The following is a 20,155-nucleotide window of genomic DNA, read 5'->3' on the forward strand; positions in this document are numbered from 1 at the left end:
GGTAATTGCCGGGATAATCAAGGAGTGGCAGCATGAGTTCAACGCAGACCGCGTCGCTGGAAGCGAGCCTGCAGCAGGGTGCACAAATATTAGGCATTACGCTGGATCTGCAGCAGCAACAGCAATTGCTGGCCTATCTGAACTTGCTGGCGAAATGGAACAAGGTCTATAACCTGACCTCGATCCGCGAACCGGCGCAGATGATGACCCACCATTTGCTGGATTCGCTGGCGGTGGTGCCGGCCTTTGCGGCGGCGGAGCATGTACTGGATGTCGGCGCCGGCGGCGGCTTGCCGGGGATGATCCTGGCGATCTGGGCAGGCAAGGCCAAGCCGGCGATGCGGGTGTCCATGATCGACACCGTGCACAAGAAAACGGCATTCCTGACTCAGGTGAAAGCCGAATTGGGATTGAGCAATGTTAGCGTCCATACCGCCCGGGTAGAGCAGTTGCAGGTGGCGCAGAAATTCGATGTGATCACCTCGCGCGCCTTCGCCGAGTTGGCTGATTTTATCAACTGGTCGGCACATTTGCTGACCGATGACGGCCAGTTCATTGCGCTCAAGGGCGTCAAGCCTGACGAGGAAATCGCCCGCTTGCCGGCCGGCTGGCAGGTAACGGAAATAAGGCCGCTGGCAGTGCCGGGGCTGGATGCGGAGCGGCATCTGATTTTTATCAAACGCAGCAAGCAATAACAGGAACAGGCTTACCATGAGCGTTTTTTTTCACACCCTCGGCATTACCGACGTCTGGCAGCTGATCGCTGCCACCGTGGTCTTCCTGGTACTGCCTGGGGCAGGGACTTTTTGCATCCTGACCTGCGCAGGCAAGGCCGGCCTGCGCGGCGGCTTTGCTTCCGTGTTCGGCGTCATGCTGGGCGATGCGGTGCTGATGTTCCTGGCGGCGATCGGCGTGGCGGCATTGCTGACGGCTAACCCGCTGGTGTTCAAGGGTGTGCAATATATGGGCGCGGCTTATCTGGCCTTCCTTGGCTGCAAATTGCTGTTTGCTAAAAAGACGGGCAGCGTCAGCGCCGATAGCGGCTTTGCCAGCGGCAGCAATTTCACCCGCGGTTTCCTGGTGACCTTGATCAATCCGAAATCGATTATTTTTTACATGGCGTTTTTCCCCTTGTTCATCGATCCGGCCGCGCATCGCGGCAGCCTGACTTTCCTGGCCATGGGCGCAATCATTTCCAGTTGCACGCTGATTTACGGTAGTCTGCTGGTACTGCTCGGGAATACTGCCGCCAAGCGCCTGGGACAAAATCGCCATATCGCCGCATTCGCCTCCAGGGCCGCAGGAATCTTCCTGATCGGTTTTGGCATCAAGTTAACAACCAATTAAGACGACCTGACTACTACATGGCAAAAATATTTTGTGTCGCCAATCAAAAGGGCGGAGTCGGTAAAACCACCACCGCCGTCAATTTGGCCGCAGGCCTGGCGCAACTGAATCAGCGCGTACTGCTGGCCGATCTCGACCCGCAAGGCAACGCCACCATGGGCGCCGGGATCAACAAGGGCACGCTGACGGCCTCGATCTATGAAGTGCTGCTGGGCATGTCGGATATTAAAACGGTATGCAAGACCTCTGAGACCGGCGGCTTCGATGTATTGCCGGCAAATCGCGAACTGGCCGGCGCCGAAGTGGAAATGGTCGAACTGGAGAATCGCGAAAAGCGTTTGAAAGACGCCTTCACCAGTGTCGCCGACGACTACGATTTCATCCTGATCGATTGCCCGCCGGCGCTCTCGATGCTGACCCTCAACGGTCTGTGTGCAGCGAACGGCGTGATCATCCCGATGCAATGTGAATATTATGCGCTGGAAGGTTTGTCGGACCTGGTCAACACCATCAAGAAGGTGCACGCCAACCTGAATCCCGATCTCAAGATCATCGGCCTGCTGCGAGTGATGTTCGATCCGCGCATGACCTTGTCGCAACAGGTCTCGGTGGAAGTGGAGAAGCATTTTGGCGACAAGGTGTTCAAGACAGTGATCCCGCGTAATGTGCGTCTGGCGGAAGCACCATCGTACGGCATGCCGGGTGTCAGTTTTGACGCCGCCTCCAAAGGTGCGCAGGCTTATATCGCCTTTGGCGCCGAGATGGTGGAGCGTATCAAGACCATGTAATGCACAGCTAATACATCGCTTATACAGGAGTTATCCATGGGCTTAATCACAGCTTATTCCCGATTTATCCATGGTTTGTTCACAGGGTTATCCACAGGCTTGTTGGTGTGTAATCAGTAATCTACGGTAGGAAAAGATGGTCACGAAAAAATCGAAAGGGCTGGGTCGCGGCCTGGAAGCTTTACTGGGCGGATCCACCGATATCGCCGAAGCCGTGCCGACCGTTGCCGGCGCGCCGTCGGTATTGGCGGTCACCGTCATGCAGGCCGGTAAATATCAGCCGCGTACCCGCATGGACGAGGGCGCCCTGGCAGAACTGGCGTCGTCGATCAAGGAGCAGGGCTTGCTGCAGCCGATCCTGGTGCGGCCGATCGCCTTGCACAACGGCGCCCAGCACTATGAAATCATCGCCGGCGAGCGCCGCTTCCGGGCCGCCCAGCTGGCCGGCCTGATCGAGGTGCCGGTACTGGTCAAGGATGTCGACGACCAGACCACCGCGGCGATGGCGCTGATCGAAAACATGCAGCGCGAAGACCTGAATCCGCTGGAAGAAGCGCAGGGTATCCATCGCCTGATCACCGATTTCAGTTTCACCCACGAACAGGCAGCGGTCTCGGTCGGGCGCTCGCGTAGTGCGGTATCGAATCTGCTGCGTCTGCTGAATCTGGCCAAGCCGGTGCAGACCATGCTGATGGCGGGCGATATCGATATGGGTCACGCGCGGGCGCTGCTGGCGGTGGATGCGGCGACCCAGATCACGCTGGCCAATCAGGTGGTGGCCAAACGCATGTCGGTGCGCGATACCGAGAAACTCGTGGTGCGCGCCACTACCGAGGCCGACGCCGCCAGCCGGCCTGCCAAGAACAAGGAAAAGTCACGCGACATCGCCCGGCTGGAAGAAGAATTGTCCGATTTGCTGGCGACTCAGGTAACCATCAAGACCGCCGCCAAAAATCGCGGTCAGCTGATCATCGATTTTTCCGATCTGGATACGCTGGACGGTTTGATCGCACGTCTCAAGGGCGCAGAGTGAGTTACAAAGCAGGCGGCCGGCTGACGGCTTGAGGCGTTTTCAGGATTCACAAATTTGGTGCATCTGGATAAATCGCCTGCTTTGGCGGATCACGGATTGCTCCCAAAGATGCGTCAGGACGCGACAATTGGAGCTATCGTCATCTGTTGTATAAGCTTATGATTCGGCAGCAAAAGTTTGACGAAAGCCGCGGCCAGCCTTTATAATCCTCGGGCTTCTAAATCAGCCGTAGACAGGCAACTGCGTGGCAACTGCGTGATCGTTGCATGATAACTGCGCTGCATCATCACACTGCAACCGCGTTCTGTTAGGCGAGTAGTTTTCGCACATTATTGGGTCAGTATGCTGCGCATCGTGCTTATGCAATTTGTTACTACGGCCGTGCTGGCATGTGTGGCAGGTTTACTGGCCGGCGTATCCGGATTTTGTTCCGCGCTTTTAGGTGGTGTGTGCTGCGCGGTTCCCAATGGACTGTTTGCTCTCCGTCTTTACATCAGCGCGCGCAAACCTGGTGGCGCCAATCCGATGTCTTTTTTCATCGGCGAGTTTGTCAAAATTGCTACAACGATTGCGCTGTTTGGCGCGGTCGTATGGTTGTACCACGATTTGAATTGGCCGGCATTTATCGTCAGCTTCATCGTGGTACTCAAAAGTTACATAATCTTACTTTTTAGACATCGATCATGACTGTAGCTCCAAGCGAAGCACTAACCCCCTCAGAATATATCGTCCATCACCTTGGACATCTTTCAACTGGCCACCAAAGCAAGATAGTCGATTTTTCGATTATCAATATCGACACGATTTTCTGGTCGGTGTTTGCCGGCGTAGTCGGCTGCCTGCTGATGTATCTCGCCGCGCGTAAAGCAACTGCGGGCGTCCCGGGCCGTTTCCAGGCTTTCGTCGAAATGGTAGTCGAGATGGTCGACGATCAGGCCAAGGGTATCGTTCACGGCGATCGCAGCTTCATCGCACCATTGGCGCTGACCGTATTCATCTGGGTTGCATTGATGAACTCGCTCGACTTCCTGCCGGTTGACATGTTCTCCAGCTTGTTCAAGCTGGTTGGTCTGGACGGCTTGATCTCGCATCACCGCGTAGTACCAACCGCTGACCTGAACGGCACCATGGGCATCGCTTTGGGCGTATTGGCGCTGATGCTGTACTACAGCTTCAAGATCAAGGGCGCTGGCGGTTTCCTGCACGAACTGGTCGCAGCGCCTTTCGGTATCTGGCTGGCTCCCGCCAACTTGCTGTTGAACGTGATTGAATTTGCTGCAAAAACCGTGTCGCTGGCGATGCGGCTGTTCGGCAACATGTATGCCGGCGAGTTGTTGTTCCTGCTGATCGCGTTGCTCGGTTCGACCGCTACCGCGTTCGGTTTTGTCGGTCACGTCGTTGCCGGTTCGATCTGGGCGATTTTCCACATCCTGATCGTGTTGCTGCAAGCGTTTATTTTCATGATGCTGACCTTGGTGTACATCGGTCAGGCGCATGAGGCTCATTAAAACGCGTCACTAAAAAGCCGTACTAGTCAGCGCTGGATTTGAATTTGTAGTTTTTGTTTTAGATCTGTTTTTTGTATTAATTTTTGTATTCACTTAACTTTGAAGGAATTGTCATGACTGATCTGTCTTTTGTTGCTTTGGCTTGTGGTTTGATCATCGGTTTGGGCGCTATCGGTGCTTGTATCGGTATCGCAATCATGGGCGGTAAGTACCTTGAAGCATCGGCACGTCAGCCAGAACTGATGAACACTCTGCAAACCAAGATGTTCCTGTTGGCTGGTCTGATCGACGCTGCGTTCCTGATCGGTGTTGGTATCGCTATGTTGTTCGCATTCGCAAATCCGTTCATCGCTAAGTAATTAAGTCGAGCGTAACCGAATCGGCTGAAATCATTTCAGCCCACGTTATTCTGAGAAGGAAATTACTGTGAACTTAAATGCAACATTGTTTGCGCAGTTCCTGGTCTTCTTTGTCCTCGCCGGCTTCACGATGAAATTCATCTGGCCGCCGCTGATAAAAGCGCTCGATGAGCGCGCCAAGAAGATCGCGGACGGCCTGGCAGCCGCTGATCGCGGCAAGGCAGATCTGGCAGCCGCTGAGAAGCGTGCATCGGCAGAACTGGCAACCGCGCGCGACGAAGGTCAAAAGCGCATTGGCGAAGCTGAAAAGCGCGGCCAGCATATCGTCGACGAAGCCAAGAAAACGGCCGCCGAAGAAGCTGCCCGCATCATCGCTAACGCCAAGGCTGAAGCGGAACAGCAAATGACCAAGGCACGCGAAGCTCTGCGCGGTGAAGTTGCGACCCTCGCGGTCAAAGGCGCCGAACAGATCCTCAAGCGCGAAGTCGATACTGCGGCACATGCCGATTTGCTGAACCAACTGAAAACAGAGCTGTAATCATGGCTGAACTTGCAACGATTGCTCGTCCTTATGCAGAAGCACTGTTCCGTGTGGCCAAGTCGCAAGATCTGGCTGCGTGGGCGAATCTGGTGGCCGAGATGGGCCAGGTAGCGGCCAATTCCGATGTCAAGGCGCTGGCGCACAATCCTGCCGTCTCGCATCAGCAAATCGCGGATACATTTCTGGCGCTGTTGAAATCGCCGCAAGCAGCCAGCGCCGAAGTCAAGAACTTCGTCGCGACGCTGGTTGATAACGGCCGTTTGATCGCATTGCCGGAAATCGCCGAGCAATTTCAAGTGCTGAAGAACGCACAAGAAGGCGCTGCCGATGCCTACATCACCAGTGCTTTTGAAATGACCGAAGCGCAAGTGAAGGATTTGATCGCCACGCTGGAAAAGAAATTCGGCCGCAAGCTGAACCCATCGGTAACTGTGGATAACTCGCTGATCGGCGGCGTACGCGTAGTAGTCGGCGATGAAGTGCTCGACACCTCGGTGCGCGCCAAGCTGCAAGAACTGCATGCTGCCCTGGCTGCGTGATCATCGATTGGCTTTGACCTGAGCGAAGGAGATCTCAAAAAACCGTAGCGAGCGGTTCAAGGTCTGATCGACGAATTGCTTTAGTCATGGAGCTGTACGTGACTACAGCGAGCATCGCAGAACAGAGATTGAAGCGCGCAGTAGGTTATTTGAGATATCCGTGAGCAACGAGAAAAATTTTAGGAGTTAATATGCAACTCAACGCGTCTGAAATCAGCGAACTGATCAAGAGCCGGATTCAAGGCCTTGGCGATACCGCTGAAATTCGCAATCAAGGCACGGTTATTTCCGTGTCCGACGGTATCTGCCGTATCCATGGTCTGTCTGACGTGATGCAAGGTGAGATGCTGGAATTCCCAGGCAACACATTCGGCCTCGCGCTGAATCTCGAGCGCGACTCTGTCGGCGCCGTTATTCTGGGTGACTTCGAACACATTTCCGAAGGCGCTACAGTTAAATGTACCGGCCGTATCCTGGAAGTGCCTATCGGTCCTGAACTGCGCGGTCGCGTAGTGAACGCGCTGGGCCAGCCTATCGACGGCAAGGGGCCGGTCGACGCCAAACTGACAGCGCCGATTGAAAAAATCGCGCCAGGCGTGATTGCCCGTCAATCGGTTTCGCAACCTCTGCAAACCGGCATCAAGTCGATCGACTCGATGGTGCCGATCGGCCGTGGCCAGCGCGAACTGATCATTGGCGATCGTCAAACCGGTAAGACTGCCGTGGCGATTGATGCGATCATCAATCAAAAGGGCCAGGACGTGACATGTATCTATGTCGCCATCGGTCAAAAAGCGTCGTCGATCAAGAACATCGTGCGCTCGCTGGAAGCACACGGCGCGATGGAATACACGATTGTGGTTGCAGCGTCGGCTTCCGAGTCGGCTGCTATGCAATACGTGTCGGCCTACTCCGGCTGTGCAATGGGCGAATACTTCCGCGACCGCGGTCAAGATGCATTGATCGTGTATGACGATCTGTCCAAGCAAGCTGTTGCGTACCGTCAGGTATCGCTGCTGTTGCGCCGTCCACCGGGCCGTGAAGCTTACCCTGGCGACGTGTTCTACCTGCACAGCCGTTTGCTGGAACGCGCAGCACGCGTCAACCCGGACTACGTCGAAGCTTTCACCAAGGGTGAAGTCAAGGGCAAGACTGGTTCGCTGACCGCATTGCCGATCATCGAAACCCAGGCCGGCGACGTTTCCGCTTTCGTTCCAACCAACGTGATTTCGATTACCGACGGTCAGATCTTCCTGGAAACATCGTTGTTCAACGCCGGTATCCGTCCTGCGATCAACGCCGGTATTTCGGTGTCGCGCGTTGGCGGCGCTGCCCAGACCAAGGTTATCAAGAACCTGTCCGGCGGTATCCGTACCGACTTGGCGCAGTATCGCGAACTGGCTGCGTTTGCGCAGTTTGCTTCCGACCTCGACGAAGCGACCCGCAAGCAGCTGGATCGTGGCGCCCGTGTTACCGAGCTGTTGAAGCAAGCGCAATACTCGCCGTTGTCGATCTCGCTGATGGCGGTGTCTTTGTTCGCGGTCAACAAGGGTTTCGTGGACAGCATCGACGTCAAGCAAGTGCTGCCGTTCGAAAGCGGTTTGCATGACTTCATGAAGACCAGCCACGCGCCTTTGCTGCAAAAGATCGAAGAAACCAAGCAACTCGACAAAGATGGTGAAGCTGCGTTGTCTGCCGCCGTTGCTGATTTCAAAAAATCGTTCGTGGCTTAATTTAACTGGAGCACGGAATGGCTACAGGTAAAGAGATACGCGGCAAGATCAAGAGCGTAGAAAATACGAAGAAGATCACCAAGGCGATGGAAATGGTCGCTGCATCCAAAATGCGCAAGGCGCAGGACCGGATGTATGCGGCACGTCCCTACAGTGACAAGATTCGTAATATCGCTTCCAACTTGTCGCAGGCCAATCCAGAGTACACGCACCCGTTCATGGTGAAGCAGAACAACTCCAAGAACGTTGGTTTCATCGTTGTCACGACCGACAAAGGTCTGTGCGGCGGCATGAACACCAACTCCTTGCGTTTGCTGACCGCGAAACTGCGTGAGCTGGAAGGACAGGGCAACAAGGTTCAGGCAGTAGCGATCGGTAACAAGGGTCTGGGCTTTCTGCACCGGATCGGCGCCAAGGTCGTTGCGCACGCCGTGCAACTGGGCGATACGCCGCATCTGGACAAGCTGATCGGGCCAGTCAAGGTGCTGCTCGACGCTTACCAGGAAGGTAGCCTGGACGCGGTTTATCTGGTGTACACCAAGTTCATCAACACGATGAAGCAGGAGCCGATGCTGGTGCAACTGCTGCCGCTGTCGAGCGATCGTCTTGAGGCTGATAAAACAGGCGCCCATGACTGGGACTACATTTATGAGCCGGATGTGCAAAGCGTCATCGATGAATTGCTGGTGCGTTACGTGGAAGCGCTGATTTATCAGGCTGTCGCTGAAAACATGGCGTCCGAGCAATCGGCGCGGATGGTGGCGATGAAGTCGGCTAGCGACAACGCGGGTAACGTGATTGGCGAATTGAAACTGGTCTACAACAAGACGCGTCAAGCTGCGATCACCAAGGAATTGTCCGAGATCGTCGCCGGCGCTGCTGCGGTGTAACGCAAACTGCGTTTAACAGAAATTAATTTTAATTATTGAAGGAACGAAAATGGCTGATGGCAAAATCGTTCAGTGTATCGGCGCTGTGGTGGACGTTGAGTTTCCCCGCGACGCGATGCCTAAGATTTACGATGCCTTGAAGATGGATGGCTCGGAACTGACGCTGGAAGTACAACAACAGCTGGGTGACGGCGTTGTCCGCACCATTGCGCTGGGTACATCCGACGGTTTGCGCCGCGGCATGACAATCAAGAACACAGGCCAGCCAATCATGGTGCCGACCGGTAAGGCAACACTGGGCCGCATCATGGACGTGCTGGGCAACCCGATCGACGAATGCGGTCCGGTAAGCCACGAAACCACTGCCTCGATCCACCGCAAGGCTCCTGCATACGACGAACTGTCGCCATCGCAGGAATTGCTGGAAACCGGCATCAAGGTTATCGACCTGGTTTGCCCGTTCGCCAAGGGCGGTAAAGTTGGTCTGTTCGGTGGCGCGGGTGTGGGCAAGACCGTGAACATGATGGAACTGATCAACAACATCGCTAAAGCACACAGCGGCTTGTCGGTGTTTGCCGGTGTCGGCGAGCGTACTCGTGAAGGTAACGACTTCTATCACGAAATGGCTGACGCTAAAGTGGTTGATCTGGAACATCCGGAAAAATCCAAAGTAGCGATGGTTTACGGCCAGATGAATGAGCCGCCAGGTAACCGTCTGCGCGTTGCGCTGACCGGCCTGACAATCGCTGAAGGCTTCCGCGACGAAGGTAAAGACGTGTTGTTCTTCGTCGATAACATCTACCGTTACACACTGGCCGGTACCGAAGTATCGGCGCTGCTGGGCCGTATGCCTTCCGCCGTGGGTTACCAGCCTACGCTGGCTTCGGAAATGGGCCAGTTGCAAGAGCGTATTACGTCGACCAAGACCGGTTCGATCACATCGATCCAGGCCGTCTACGTTCCTGCGGATGACTTGACCGACCCGTCGCCTGCAACTACGTTTGCCCACTTGGACTCCACCGTCGTGTTGTCGCGTGATATCGCCTCGCTGGGTATCTATCCTGCGGTTGATCCGCTCGATTCGACCTCGCGCCAGCTGGATCCGCAAGTGGTTGGCCAAGAGCACTACGAAACTGCGCGCGCGGTTCAAGGTACATTGCAACGCTACAAGGAATTGCGCGACATTATCGCGATTCTGGGCATGGACGAACTGGCGCCGGAAGACAAGCTGCTGGTGGCGCGTGCACGTAAGATGCAACGTTTCCTGTCGCAACCTTTCCACGTTGCTGAAGTGTTTACCGGTTCGCCAGGTAAATACGTTTCGCTGAAGGATACGATCAAGGGCTTCAAGATGATCGCCAGCGGCGAACTCGATCACCTGCCGGAACAAGCGTTCTACATGGTCGGCACGATCGAAGAAGCAATTGAAAAGGCCAAGAAGATCGGCTAATCGGCAAGCGCAGGGGCTGCTGTAGTTGATGTTGCAGCTGAGCGGCTCCGCTGCTTCTCCGTTAGCGACTTCATGGACAACAAAGGGTTTAAGATGGCAAACACTATTCACGTAGACGTTGTTTCCGCGGAAGAGCTGATCTTCTCCGGCGAAGCCGAATTCGTCGCGTTGCCGGGTGAATCGGGCGAGCTGGGGATTTATCCTCGTCATACCCCGCTGATCACGCGCATCAAGCCGGGTGCTGTACGGATCAAGGTGGCAGGCCAGGCACAGGACGAGTTTGTGTTCGTTGCCGGTGGTCTGCTGGAAGTGCAGCCGAATAACGTTACCGTTCTGGCCGATACCGCAATCCGCGGCGCCGATCTGGACGAAGCGAAGGCAAGCGAAGCCAAGCGTCGCGCCGAAGAAGCGTTGAGCAATAAAGAATCCCTGATCGATTATGCAAAAGCACAGTCCGAATTGTCGGCAGCTATTGCACAACTGGCAGCGATTCAGAAATTGCGTCAAAAAGGTCGCTGATTTGGTAATGCGCCGCTAGTTCGGATAGCAACAAGAAAAAGCAGCTTCGGCTGCTTTTTTGTTGTCCAGGCCATTTGTCTTTATCGTTTGTTGCCGCATTGTTGTCGATTTTTCAATGACGTAGCCGCTATTCTTCCACTAAGATGGTTTGGTCCCCCGCGCACAAACTGGGTATCCCTATCGCTGCACCAAGGAGGAAGCAAATGAAAATCCGGCTACTGCATTTTCTGGCCATCGGTCTGCTGGCAATCGGCCTGTGCGCCTGTGAAAAACCTGGCGACACGCCGCCCACTCCGAAAATCTACCGGGTCGGCATGAATGCCGCGTTTGCGCCGTTCGGCTCGATCGACACCAATGGCAAGATCGTTGGTTTTGACGCTGATATCATGCTAGCGGTGGCGGACCAGGCGGGTATCAAGATTGTCTGGGTGAATACGCCGTGGGAAGGGATTTTTTCCACCCTGGCCAACGCCGGCATCGACATCATCGCTTCCGGTGTCACGATTACCGAGGAGCGCAAGCAAAGCATGATCTTCTCCGACCCGTATTTCGAGGCCAAGCAGGTGATTCTGGTGGCGCCCGGTAAAAACATCAACAGCCCGGAAGACCTGAAACAGGCGAACCGGGTCGGCGTCACCGCCGGCACCAGCGCTGACACCATCATGCAGAAAATGCTGGGTAAAAACAGCACTGCCCTGGTGCGCTTCGAAAGCCTGCCGTTGCTGCTCAACGAGGTGGATAACGGCGGTGTGGACGCCGCGGTGGGCGACAATGGCGCGGTGGCGAACCACCTGAAATTCAACAAGGACAAAGGCTTCAAACTGATCGAAAGCGATAAGTTTGAAAAAGAATATTACGGTATCGCTGTGCGGCCGGCCGACACCGCCTTGCTGGCCAAGATCAATAGCGCGCTGAAAGCCTTGCGCGCCAACGGCCGCTACGACACGATTTACGCCAGCTACTTTGCCAAGTAGCCGGCGCTTTGGGCGGCAGGGGCAGGGCGGTGAGCAGCCCGCCTCGAGCCTGCTGGCAGGAAATCAGGTTCTCGCGGTAAGATCATGCAAAGCTTCCCGAGCAGGATTCCCCTTACGCCGACAGGTCGATCGCCCAACTCATGCCAAACACATTCGCCCCCGCATCTGCCCCCATTCATAATGCTGCCAACCCGATCATCGCCATCGTTGGCCTGTCCTCCACACCGGAGCGGCCGAGCTACGGCGTAGCCCGCTACATGCAGGAACGCGGTTATCGGATCATCCCGGTCAACCCCACGCATGTAGGCGCTCACATCCTCGGAGAGCCTTGCTACGCCAATCTGTACGATGCCGCCAAAGCGCTGGCTGCGGACAATCAGAAAATTGATATAGTCGATTGTTTTCGCAAGGCAGAGGACATTCCGCCTGTCGTCGGCGAGGCGATCATGATCGACGCCCGTTGCATCTGGATGCAGCTCGGCATCGTCAATGAGCCGGCTGCCGCTAAGGCGCGCGCCAACGGCATACAGGTAGAGATGGACAGCTGCATCAAGATCGAGCATGCGCTGGGAAATCTGCACGGCATTCTGTGAGCAACCACAAACAATAAGCACAACACCACTCACGCGAAATCAGCTTATCGGGGAGAGCGATGAAAGCATGCAAGCAGTTCCGTGCCGGCAAGCAGACCAGGATCAAGGACGCCGATGCCGCGCAGAAGCCGCTTTCCAGCGGCGACAAAATCAAGGATAAGGAATTGGTGCTTGCTCTGGCGACGCAAATTGCGGCGCAACAGGAGATGCTGTACGCCGGCCGGACTCACAAAGTATTGGTGGTGTTGCAGGGCATCGACACCAGCGGCAAGGACGGCACGGTAAAAGATGTGTTTAACGTCATCAATCCGCAAGGTGTCCGGATAGCCAATTTCAAAGCCCCCACCGACATCGAGCGGGCCCACGATTATTTATGGCGGGTGCATCCACTGGTGCCGCAGCAGGGCGAGATCACGGTGTTCAACCGCAGCCACTACGAAGACGTATTGATAACCCGGGTCCACGACTGGATCGATGAGGCCGAATGCGAGCGCCGCTACGCCCAGATTCGGGATTTCGAAAGAATGCTGGCGGAAACCGGCACCGTCATCATCAAGTGCCTGTTGCATATTTCGAAAGACGAGCAGCGCGAACGCTTGCAGGAGCGCGTCGACGATCCGGGCAAGCACTGGAAATTCGATATGCAGGATCTGGAGGAGCGCAAAAGCTGGGATAAATATCAGGAATTGTTTGGCAAGGCGATCCAGGCAACCGATGCCGACCATGCGCCCTGGTATGTCATCCCGGCCAATTCCAAGACGCATCGCAACCTGGCGGTTGCCAGCATTCTGCTGGAAACCCTCCTCGATCTGAAACTGAAACCGCCGCCCGCCAAGCCGGAGTTAAAAGGCTTGAAGATCGCGTGAATTGAAGGACGGTAACCACTATAATTGCTTGCTGTTAGGCAAAAAATATAAAACCGTCCGATGCATGACGATCGCAATAATCAAGGAGACATGAAGTGCGCCGCTGGTTGCCGGAACTGATTGCATTACCGCTCTTGCCATGGCTGATCGTACAAGGCCGTCGCACGCGCCGTATCACGCCACGCCTGCCCGGAGCAATGGGGCCGACTATCGGCCAGGCCCAGATTGCCAGCGCCAAAGAGCCGCCGCAACGGCCGCTGGCGTTGCTGACTATCGGCGAATCGCCGGTTGCCGGGGTCGGCGTCGCCACCCATTACGAGGCGATCACCGGCCAGTTTGCCGCCGCGCTGGCGATGCGCCTGCAGCGGACAGTGACCTGGCAGGCGGTTGGGGAAAACGGCGCCACCCTGAGCGTGGCGGTGAAGACCATGTTGCCGCAGGTGGCGTCGCAAAAGGTGGACATCGTGCTGATCGCTTTCGGCGTCAACGACACCACCGCGTTCCGCTCCTGCCGCCGCTATCGGGCCGAGCTGCTGCAATTGATGCGTGACTTGCAGGCGCACCTGACGCCGCGCCTGATCGTGATTTCGGGGATTCCGCCGATCCACGCCTTCCCGGCCCTGCCGGAACCGCTGCGCTACGTGCTCGGCATGAAAGCCAAGGCGCTGGACGAAACGGTGGAGGAGTTGATTGCCAATCTGCCGCCGGATCTGAACCACATGCGGGTGACGCGGGTGCCGATTTTGCTCGACATCAACGACCACACCCTGATGGCGTCCGACGGTTTTCATCCGTCGGCCAGTGGCGTTTCCCTGTGGGCGCGCCAGCTGGCTACCGCCGTTGCTGCGCATCTGAAATCGATCAAGAAAAGCAAGCTGGCGCAGCAGTCGGCCAGCAAGCAGGGCTAATTTTATTTCAGCCACTGATTGAACACGTGGTCATAGTCGCCGCTGGCCTTCAACTGATGCATCCAGGTGTCGACGAATTCCTTGAACGGCACGTCGCCGCGCGGCAGCATGAAGGCTTTTTCCGAGAATTGCAGCGGCTGTTCGGGACGGATCGAGCATAGCTGCGGATGCAGCTTCGCCTGCCATAGCGTTTCGCTGGCGTCGGTCACCATCACATCGGCTTTGCCCTGCACGATCTGGTCGAAGATGGTGACATTGTCCGGATACAGAATCAGTTGCGCCTGCTTGTAGTTGGCGCGGGCGAAACGCTCGTTGGTGCCGCCGGGATTGACGATGGCGCGGGTAGCCGGCTGGTCGATCGCCGCCAGCGACTGGAATTTTGCGACATCGGCGCAACGCGCAATCGCGGCCTTGCCGTCCACCATATGCGCGGCCGAAAACGAGACTTTCTTTTGCCGCTCCAGCGTCACCGACACGCCGCCCATCGCGATATCGCATTTCTCCAGGAAGTCGCTGGTCAGGTTGGTCCAGCTGGTTTTGACGAAGCGCGCTTCGACGCCAAGCGCCTTGGCCAGCGACCTGGCCAGATCGACATCGATGCCTTCGAAACTATTGTCGCTCTTGAAAAAAGTAAACGGCTTGTAATCGCCGGTCATGCAAACGCGCAGATTGCCGGATTTGATGACTTCGTCCAGCCGCGACGGCGCCACTTGGGCGGAGGCCGAGGTGGCTGCTGCGCCGAGCGTTAAAGCGAGCGCAAGAATAAGCTTTTTCATGAAATCTCCTTGGTCAGTATTCATTTCCAGTGGGCTTTTACAATCGCAGCCAGCTTGTCGAAAGCCGGCGCAATCTGTTCATTCGGCACGCAGGCGTAACCCAGCAGCAAGCCCTGGCGCGCCGTCTCGTCATTCATGAAATAGCGCGACAACGGCCGCGCCACAATTCCCACTGCGCGCGCGGCGCGGCTGATCGCCAGATCGTCGCATTGCGGCGGCAAGCCCAGCGCCAGATGCAGGCCGGCCTCGCCGCCGGTGAGCGTGATGCGATCGTCGAAATGGCGCTCGATGGCGGCTTGCAGCAGGTGCAAACGCTCGGCGTACAACACCCGCATGCGCCGGATATGCGAAGCAAAATGACCTTCGGTCATGAAATCGGCCATGATCGCCTGCATGAATACCTGGCTGCCGCGATACAGCTCGGACACGCCGATGGCGAACGCCGTGGCCAGCGATTCCGGCACCACCATGAAGCCGATGCGCAGGCTGGGGAACATGGTCTTGCTGAAGGTGCCCATGTACAGCACGCGGTCGTCGATATCCATGCCTTGCAGAGACGCCAGCGGCCGGCTGCCGTAACGGAATTCGCTATCGTAATCGTCTTCGATGATCCAGACTTTGCGGGTCGCCGCATATTCCAGCAGCATGCGCCGCCGCGACAAGCTCATCACCATGCCCAGCGGGTACTGATGGGATGGCGTGGCGCAGATAAAGCGCGGCGGCTGGCGCAAGTTGGCCAGCCGCATACGCATGCCTTCGGCGTCGACCGGAATCGCCACCGGCTTGATGCCGAGCGAGTTGAGGACGCTGCGGGTGCCCCAGTAACACGGATCTTCGACCCAGGCGCTATCGCCATGTTCTCCTAGCAATTTGACGACGATATCCAGCGATTGGTGGATGCCGGTGGTGATGATCACCTGGCTGGCGTTGCAGTTGACCGAGCGCGCAATGCGCAGATATTCGGCGACTGCTTCGCGCAGCGGCAGGTAGCCGCCGGCCTCGCCGTAGGTCAGCAGATCGGCGCGTGAACGGCGCCAGTGCTTGTTTTGCAGGCGGCTCCAGATCTTGTTTGGAAACAAGGTCACGTCCGGCACGCCCGGCATGAATGCACCCCACTGCAAATCGCTGACGCCGGCTTGCTGGATCAGTTGCGCGCCGTGGGCCGACAGTTCCGACTGGCCGCTGGGGTCGGTCAGCGGCGGCGTGTTCAGGCGCACTTCGGGAATCTGGTCGGGGGTGGTGTCGGCGATGAAGGTGCCGGAGCCGGCGCGGGTTTCCAGATAACCTTCGGCGATCAACTGCTCGTAAGCATAGGTCACCGTATTGCGCGAAATGCCCAGTTCGCGCGCCAGATCGCGCGACGACGGCAATTGCCAGGCGGACGGCAGCAACTGCGACAGGATAGCTTCGCGGATGGCCTGGTAAATCTGCCGATTGAGCGGCATGCCGGCAGCCTTGGCGCCATTGCGTGCTTGTGCGCCGGCATCGTCGGCGCCACGCTCTATGCGCATCAGCAGAAAATCGGTGAGCGAGGCGATGCGCAAAGTGGCTCCATTAGAAAACTGAAAGTGGCACTATATTATAGATCCAGCCCGGCCTTAGTATGCATCAAAGCTAGTACAAAAAATGCATATCGAATCTAGGAGCCAGTATGAAAAACGACGGATATCACGCAGCCGCGGCTGCAGCCGGAGCAAACTCAAACACCAACGCTGCACTGCATCAACGGAAAAATGCCGCCACCCCGCGCGGCGTCGGCGTTATGTGCGATTTCTACGCTTCGCACGCACTCAACGCTGAAATCTGGGATGTGGAAAACCGCCGCTTCATCGATTTCGCCGCCGGCATCGCTGTCTTGAACACCGGCCATCGCCATCCGAAACTGGTGGCGGCGATCCAGGAGCAGCTCGGTAAATTCACCCATACCGCCTATCAGATCGTGCCGTACGCAAGCTATGTCGAACTGGCCGAGCGCATCAACGCCATCACGCCAGGCGACCATGCCAAAAAAACCACCTTCTTCTCGACCGGCGCCGAAGCGGTAGAAAACGCCGTAAAGATCGCCCGTGCCGCCACCGGCCGCAGCGCAGTGATCGCGTTTTCCGGCGCCTTCCACGGCCGGACCATGATGGGCATGGCGCTGACCGGTAAAGTGGTGCCGTACAAGGTCGGTTTCGGGCCGTTCCCGGCTGAGGTCTATCACGTGCCGTTTCCGGTCGAGCTGCATGGCGTCAGCATGGAAAGCTCGCTGGCCGCGTTGCAAACCTTGTTCAAGGCCGACGTCGATCCCAAGCGTGTGGCCGCCATCATCCTGGAACCGGTGCAAGGCGAGGGCGGTTTCTATGCCGCGCCGCCGGCGTTCATGCAAGCGCTGCGTGCATTGTGCGACGAGCATGGCATCTTGCTGGTGGTGGATGAAGTGCAAACCGGTTTTGCCCGTACCGGCAAGTTGTTCGCGGTGGAACATTCCGGCGTGATTCCGGACCTGATGACAATGGCCAAGAGCCTGGCCGGCGGCATGCCTTTGTCAGCGGTTTGCGGCCGCGCCGAGATCATGGATGCGGCGGCGCCCGGCGGCCTGGGCGGCACCTACGCTGGCAATCCGCTGGCGGTGGCTTCAGCGCTGGCGGTGCTGGACGTGATCGAAGAAGAAAAACTGGTCGAGCGCGCCAATTTGCTCGGCGCCAAGCTTAAACAAGTGCTGGAAGGCCTGCGCGCCGATGTCCCGCAGATCGCCGACATCCGCGGCCTGGGGGCGATGGTGGCAGTGGAATTCCTGCAACCCGGCACGCGCCAGCCGGACCCCGAGTTTACCAAGAAGGTACAGGCCGAGGCCCTCAAAAACGGCTTGCTGTTGCTGACCTGCGGGGTCTACAGTAATGCGATCCGCTTCTTGTTTCCGCTGACCATAGAGGATAACTTGATGGATGAGGCGCTGGCCATTCTGAGTGCAGCAATGCGTACAGTTGCCGCCGATTGCTTACTTGTCGGGAGAATAAGTTGAAGCAAGAAAATATCGCCACCCACTTGCCTTTGGTTTCCAAGGAAGTCGCCGGCAAGCCAGGCACAGCGGATACCCTGGTGCAGTTTTCCGGGGTTAAGAAAACCTATGACGGCGAGAATCTGGTCGTCAAGAACCTGAACCTGGATATCCAGCGCGGCGAGTTCCTGACCTTGCTGGGACCATCCGGCTCCGGCAAGACCACTTGCCTGATGATGCTGGCCGGATTCGAATTCCCGACCGGCGGCGAAATCCGGCTGGATGGCCAGTTGCTCAACAAAGTGCCGCCGCATAAACGTAACATCGGCATGGTGTTTCAGAACTATGCCTTGTTCCCGCACATGACCGTGGCGCAGAACGTGGCTTATCCGCTGCGGGTACGCAATATCAGCGGCAGCGAACGCGCCGAGAAGGTAAAAAAAGCGCTGGACATGGTGCAGATGGGCAAGTTCGGCGATCGTTATCCGGCCCAGCTCTCCGGCGGCCAGCAACAACGGATCGCGCTGGCGCGGGCGCTGGTATTCGATCCCAAGCTGGTGCTGATGGATGAGCCGCTGGGCGCGCTCGACAAGCAGTTGCGCGAGCACATGCAACTCGAATTGAAAGCCTTGCACAAGCGTCTCGGCGTAACGTTTGTCTACGTCACCCACGATCAAAGCGAAGCGTTGACCATGTCGGACCGGGTCGCCGTATTCGAGCAGGGCATCATCCAGCAGCTGGCGGTGGTCGACCGTCTTTACGAATATCCGGAAAATCAATTCGTCGCCGGTTTTATCGGCGACAACAATCGCTTCAACGGCGTGCTGGCAGAAGCCGAGGGCAGCAACGGCACAGTGCGTTTGCCGCATGGCGGCTTGCTGAGCGGGCTCAACGCCAACCAGGCTAGCGTCAATCAGCAGGTAGTGGCGTGCATCCGGCCGGAACGGATTCATCTGCTGCCGCTGGCCGACGCGCCGGAAAACGCTTTGCGCGTCAGCGTCAGCAGCCTGATTTATTTCGGCGATCACGTGCGGGTACGTTGCGCGATTCCGCAGCAAGACGATTGTTTCGTCAAACTTTCCCTGAATGATCCGGCGCTGGCCGGATTATATGAAGGCACCCAGGTCGCATTGGACATAGATCCCAAGCACCTGCGCATATTTATTTAGCGCGAACTGACAATTTCTGTAATTGTTTTTCAATCCCCGAGGAGATGTGATGAAGTCGATATTCAAACCTGTTCTTACCAGCGTTGTATTGTCGCTTGCCGCAGTCGGCATGGCCCAGGCGGCAGCCTTGACGGTGGTTAATTTCGGCGGCGCCAACGGCGCGGCGCAGAAAGTTGCCTACATCGATCCTTTTGCCAAGACTAGCGGCGACAAGATCACGGTAGTCGAATTCAATGGCGAGCTGGCCAAGGTCAAAGCCATGGTTGAAGCCAAGAAAGTCAGCTGGGATGTAGTGGAAGTGGACGCTGGCGATATCGGCCGTGCCTGCGAAGAAGGCTTGCTGGAAAAAATAGACTTCAGCAAGATCGGCAGCAAGGCCGATTTCAGCCCTGCCGCAATCCATGAATGCGGCGTCGGCGCTTTTGTCTGGTCGACCGTGCTGGCCTACGATGCCGACAAGCTGAAAGTTGCGCCTAAGACCTGGGCCGATTTCTGGGACACCAAGAAATTCCCCGGCAAGCGCGCCATGAAGAAGGGCGCCGAATACACGCTGGAATTTGCGCTGATGGCGGATGGCGTGGCGCCGAAGGACGTTTACAAATTGCTCGGCACCAAAGCCGGCGTCGATCGCGCCTTCAAGAAACTGGATGAACTGAAGCCGAATATCCAATGGTGGGAAGCCGGCGCGCAACCGCCGCAATTCCTGGTGGCTGGCGATGTCGTGATGTCGACTGCATTCAACGGCCGTATCGATGCTGCGCAACGGGAAGGCAAGAACCTGAAAGTGAGCTGGATCGGCAGCATCTACACGCTCGATTTCTGGGTGATTCCAAAGGGCACGCCGAACAAGGCCGACGCCGAGAAATTCATCGCCTTCGCCAGCAAGCCGGATTCGCAAAAGGCTTACGCCAGCAATATCGCTTACGGTCCGGTGAACAACCAGGCGCTCAAGCTGCTGGATCCGAAAGTGCTGGCTAATCTGCCGACCTCGCCGACCAACGCCAAGGATGCCTTGCAACTGAGCTTGTCGTTCTGGACCGATCATGGTGAAGAACTGGAGCAGCGTTTCACTGCCTGGGCCGCCAAGTAAAAATGCAGGTATAGCCGCAGGCCATGCGCAGGCAGTATTTCACTGCGCTATGGCTCGCGGCAGTTCTTTGTAACTCACTATTCAGCACGCCC

22 protein-coding genes are annotated in these 20,155 nt (G+C 56.9%); 20 read left to right on the plus strand and 2 right to left on the minus strand.

All coding sequences use genetic code 11. The features are described 5' to 3' along the window. The first annotated feature begins 32 nt into the window (after window positions 1–32). From rsmG to KHU33_RS04450, 17 genes are all read left to right on the plus strand, one after another. Window positions 33–695: a 16S rRNA (guanine(527)-N(7))-methyltransferase RsmG gene (gene rsmG / locus KHU33_RS04370; protein ID WP_211461288.1), complete on the plus strand. Its 663-nt coding sequence runs from the start codon at window positions 33–35 to the stop codon at window positions 693–695. 16 nt (window positions 696–711) lie between these two features. Further along, window positions 712–1,347, plus strand: a complete 636-nt coding sequence (leuE, locus tag KHU33_RS04375; RefSeq protein ID WP_211461289.1) for a leucine efflux protein LeuE — start codon at window positions 712–714, stop codon at window positions 1,345–1,347. Window positions 1,348–1,364: 17 nt separating this feature from the next. Further along, window positions 1,365–2,135 carry a ParA family protein gene (locus KHU33_RS04380; RefSeq protein WP_211461290.1) on the plus strand — a complete coding sequence of 257 codons (771 nt, stop codon included), beginning with the start codon at window positions 1,365–1,367 and terminating at the stop codon, window positions 2,133–2,135. A gap of 136 nt (window positions 2,136–2,271) precedes the next feature. Continuing rightward, window positions 2,272–3,168, plus strand: a complete 897-nt coding sequence (locus KHU33_RS04385) for a ParB/RepB/Spo0J family partition protein (protein ID WP_211461291.1) — start codon at window positions 2,272–2,274, stop codon at window positions 3,166–3,168. A gap of 342 nt (window positions 3,169–3,510) precedes the next feature. Beyond that, on the plus strand, window positions 3,511–3,855 hold the full coding sequence (locus tag KHU33_RS04390; protein WP_211461292.1) for an ATP synthase subunit I: 345 nt from the start codon (window positions 3,511–3,513) through the stop codon (window positions 3,853–3,855). Further along, a complete protein-coding gene (gene atpB / locus KHU33_RS04395) occupies window positions 3,852–4,676 on the plus strand; it encodes a F0F1 ATP synthase subunit A (RefSeq protein WP_211461293.1) in 825 nt (274 codons plus the stop codon). The genes KHU33_RS04390 and atpB overlap by 4 nt, the downstream gene beginning before the upstream one ends. A gap of 113 nt (window positions 4,677–4,789) precedes the next feature. Beyond that, window positions 4,790–5,035: a F0F1 ATP synthase subunit C gene (gene atpE, locus KHU33_RS04400; RefSeq protein ID WP_011872763.1), complete on the plus strand. Its 246-nt coding sequence runs from the start codon at window positions 4,790–4,792 to the stop codon at window positions 5,033–5,035. A 67-nt stretch (window positions 5,036–5,102) separates the two neighbouring features. Beyond that, complete coding sequence (locus tag KHU33_RS04405; protein WP_211461294.1) at window positions 5,103–5,573, plus strand: F0F1 ATP synthase subunit B; 471 nt, start codon at window positions 5,103–5,105, stop codon at window positions 5,571–5,573. A gap of 2 nt (window positions 5,574–5,575) precedes the next feature. Beyond that, window positions 5,576–6,115: a F0F1 ATP synthase subunit delta gene (locus KHU33_RS04410; RefSeq protein WP_211461295.1), complete on the plus strand. Its 540-nt coding sequence runs from the start codon at window positions 5,576–5,578 to the stop codon at window positions 6,113–6,115. A gap of 191 nt (window positions 6,116–6,306) precedes the next feature. Further along, entirely contained in the window at window positions 6,307–7,848 is a 1,542-nt protein-coding gene (gene atpA, locus KHU33_RS04415) for a F0F1 ATP synthase subunit alpha (RefSeq protein ID WP_211461296.1), read from the plus strand. 17 nt (window positions 7,849–7,865) lie between these two features. Continuing rightward, entirely contained in the window at window positions 7,866–8,738 is an 873-nt protein-coding gene (atpG, locus tag KHU33_RS04420; protein ID WP_211461297.1) for a F0F1 ATP synthase subunit gamma, read from the plus strand. A gap of 49 nt (window positions 8,739–8,787) precedes the next feature. Further along, window positions 8,788–10,188 (plus strand): F0F1 ATP synthase subunit beta, encoded by a 1,401-nt coding sequence (atpD, locus tag KHU33_RS04425; protein WP_061535033.1) that lies wholly within the window; start codon window positions 8,788–8,790, stop codon window positions 10,186–10,188. Window positions 10,189–10,281: 93 nt separating this feature from the next. Next, window positions 10,282–10,707 (plus strand): F0F1 ATP synthase subunit epsilon, encoded by a 426-nt coding sequence (locus tag KHU33_RS04430; RefSeq protein WP_211461298.1) that lies wholly within the window; start codon window positions 10,282–10,284, stop codon window positions 10,705–10,707. A gap of 203 nt (window positions 10,708–10,910) precedes the next feature. Beyond that, a complete protein-coding gene (locus KHU33_RS04435; protein WP_211461299.1) occupies window positions 10,911–11,681 on the plus strand; it encodes a basic amino acid ABC transporter substrate-binding protein in 771 nt (256 codons plus the stop codon). 140 nt (window positions 11,682–11,821) lie between these two features. Further along, entirely contained in the window at window positions 11,822–12,274 is a 453-nt protein-coding gene (locus KHU33_RS04440; RefSeq protein ID WP_211461300.1) for a CoA-binding protein, read from the plus strand. 59 nt (window positions 12,275–12,333) lie between these two features. Continuing rightward, window positions 12,334–13,140, plus strand: a complete 807-nt coding sequence (locus KHU33_RS04445; RefSeq protein ID WP_211461301.1) for a PPK2 family polyphosphate kinase — start codon at window positions 12,334–12,336, stop codon at window positions 13,138–13,140. Between the two features lie 95 nt (window positions 13,141–13,235). Beyond that, complete coding sequence (locus tag KHU33_RS04450; RefSeq protein ID WP_211461302.1) at window positions 13,236–14,048, plus strand: SGNH/GDSL hydrolase family protein; 813 nt, start codon at window positions 13,236–13,238, stop codon at window positions 14,046–14,048. Between the two features lie 2 nt (window positions 14,049–14,050). Here KHU33_RS04450 and KHU33_RS04455 read toward each other — a convergent pair whose 3' ends face one another. Together KHU33_RS04455 and pdxR are read right to left on the minus strand one after the other, a co-directional pair. Beyond that, complete coding sequence (locus tag KHU33_RS04455; RefSeq protein ID WP_230414046.1) at window positions 14,051–14,824, minus strand: transporter substrate-binding domain-containing protein; 774 nt, start codon at window positions 14,822–14,824, stop codon at window positions 14,051–14,053. Between the two features lie 20 nt (window positions 14,825–14,844). After that, window positions 14,845–16,368: a MocR-like pyridoxine biosynthesis transcription factor PdxR gene (gene pdxR, locus KHU33_RS04460; RefSeq protein WP_211461304.1), complete on the minus strand. Its 1,524-nt coding sequence runs from the start codon at window positions 16,366–16,368 to the stop codon at window positions 14,845–14,847. Between the two features lie 107 nt (window positions 16,369–16,475). Here pdxR and gabT point away from each other — a divergent pair, with 107 nt between their 5' ends. Genes gabT through KHU33_RS04475 form a run of 3 tightly spaced genes read left to right on the plus strand, consistent with a single transcriptional unit; the run spans window position 16,476 to window position 20,063 of the window. After that, complete coding sequence (gabT, locus tag KHU33_RS04465; protein ID WP_268907106.1) at window positions 16,476–17,828, plus strand: 4-aminobutyrate--2-oxoglutarate transaminase; 1,353 nt, start codon at window positions 16,476–16,478, stop codon at window positions 17,826–17,828. 29 nt (window positions 17,829–17,857) lie between these two features. Continuing rightward, entirely contained in the window at window positions 17,858–18,973 is a 1,116-nt protein-coding gene (locus KHU33_RS04470) for an ABC transporter ATP-binding protein (protein ID WP_230414050.1), read from the plus strand. Window positions 18,974–19,022: 49 nt separating this feature from the next. Beyond that, window positions 19,023–20,063: an ABC transporter substrate-binding protein gene (locus tag KHU33_RS04475; protein WP_211461305.1), complete on the plus strand. Its 1,041-nt coding sequence runs from the start codon at window positions 19,023–19,025 to the stop codon at window positions 20,061–20,063. Window positions 20,064–20,155: the final 92 nt, after the last annotated feature.

It is taken from the genome of Collimonas silvisoli, assembly GCF_018305005.1.
GTDB classification, from domain to species: domain Bacteria; phylum Pseudomonadota; class Gammaproteobacteria; order Burkholderiales; family Burkholderiaceae_D; genus Collimonas; species Collimonas silvisoli.

Coding starts and splice junctions, on each gene's coding strand:
- atpD (WP_061535033.1), top strand. CDS start 8,788: ATGGCTGATGGCAAAATCGTTCAGTGTATCGGCGCTGTGGTGGACGTT.
- atpE (WP_011872763.1), top strand. CDS start 4,790: ATGACTGATCTGTCTTTTGTTGCTTTGGCTTGTGGTTTGATCATCGGT.
- KHU33_RS04410 (WP_211461295.1), top strand. CDS start 5,576: ATGGCTGAACTTGCAACGATTGCTCGTCCTTATGCAGAAGCACTGTTC.
- rsmG (WP_211461288.1), top strand. CDS start 33: ATGAGTTCAACGCAGACCGCGTCGCTGGAAGCGAGCCTGCAGCAGGGT.
- atpA (WP_211461296.1), top strand. CDS start 6,307: ATGCAACTCAACGCGTCTGAAATCAGCGAACTGATCAAGAGCCGGATT.
- KHU33_RS04445 (WP_211461301.1), top strand. CDS start 12,334: ATGAAAGCATGCAAGCAGTTCCGTGCCGGCAAGCAGACCAGGATCAAG.
- KHU33_RS04475 (WP_211461305.1), top strand. CDS start 19,023: ATGAAGTCGATATTCAAACCTGTTCTTACCAGCGTTGTATTGTCGCTT.
- KHU33_RS04435 (WP_211461299.1), top strand. CDS start 10,911: ATGAAAATCCGGCTACTGCATTTTCTGGCCATCGGTCTGCTGGCAATC.
- leuE (WP_211461289.1), top strand. CDS start 712: ATGAGCGTTTTTTTTCACACCCTCGGCATTACCGACGTCTGGCAGCTG.
- KHU33_RS04385 (WP_211461291.1), top strand. CDS start 2,272: ATGGTCACGAAAAAATCGAAAGGGCTGGGTCGCGGCCTGGAAGCTTTA.
- atpG (WP_211461297.1), top strand. CDS start 7,866: ATGGCTACAGGTAAAGAGATACGCGGCAAGATCAAGAGCGTAGAAAAT.
- atpB (WP_211461293.1), top strand. CDS start 3,852: ATGACTGTAGCTCCAAGCGAAGCACTAACCCCCTCAGAATATATCGTC.
- KHU33_RS04380 (WP_211461290.1), top strand. CDS start 1,365: ATGGCAAAAATATTTTGTGTCGCCAATCAAAAGGGCGGAGTCGGTAAA.
- KHU33_RS04455 (WP_230414046.1), bottom strand. CDS start 14,824: ATGAAAAAGCTTATTCTTGCGCTCGCTTTAACGCTCGGCGCAGCAGCC.
- KHU33_RS04390 (WP_211461292.1), top strand. CDS start 3,511: ATGCTGCGCATCGTGCTTATGCAATTTGTTACTACGGCCGTGCTGGCA.
- KHU33_RS04430 (WP_211461298.1), top strand. CDS start 10,282: ATGGCAAACACTATTCACGTAGACGTTGTTTCCGCGGAAGAGCTGATC.
- KHU33_RS04440 (WP_211461300.1), top strand. CDS start 11,822: ATGCCAAACACATTCGCCCCCGCATCTGCCCCCATTCATAATGCTGCC.
- gabT (WP_268907106.1), top strand. CDS start 16,476: ATGAAAAACGACGGATATCACGCAGCCGCGGCTGCAGCCGGAGCAAAC.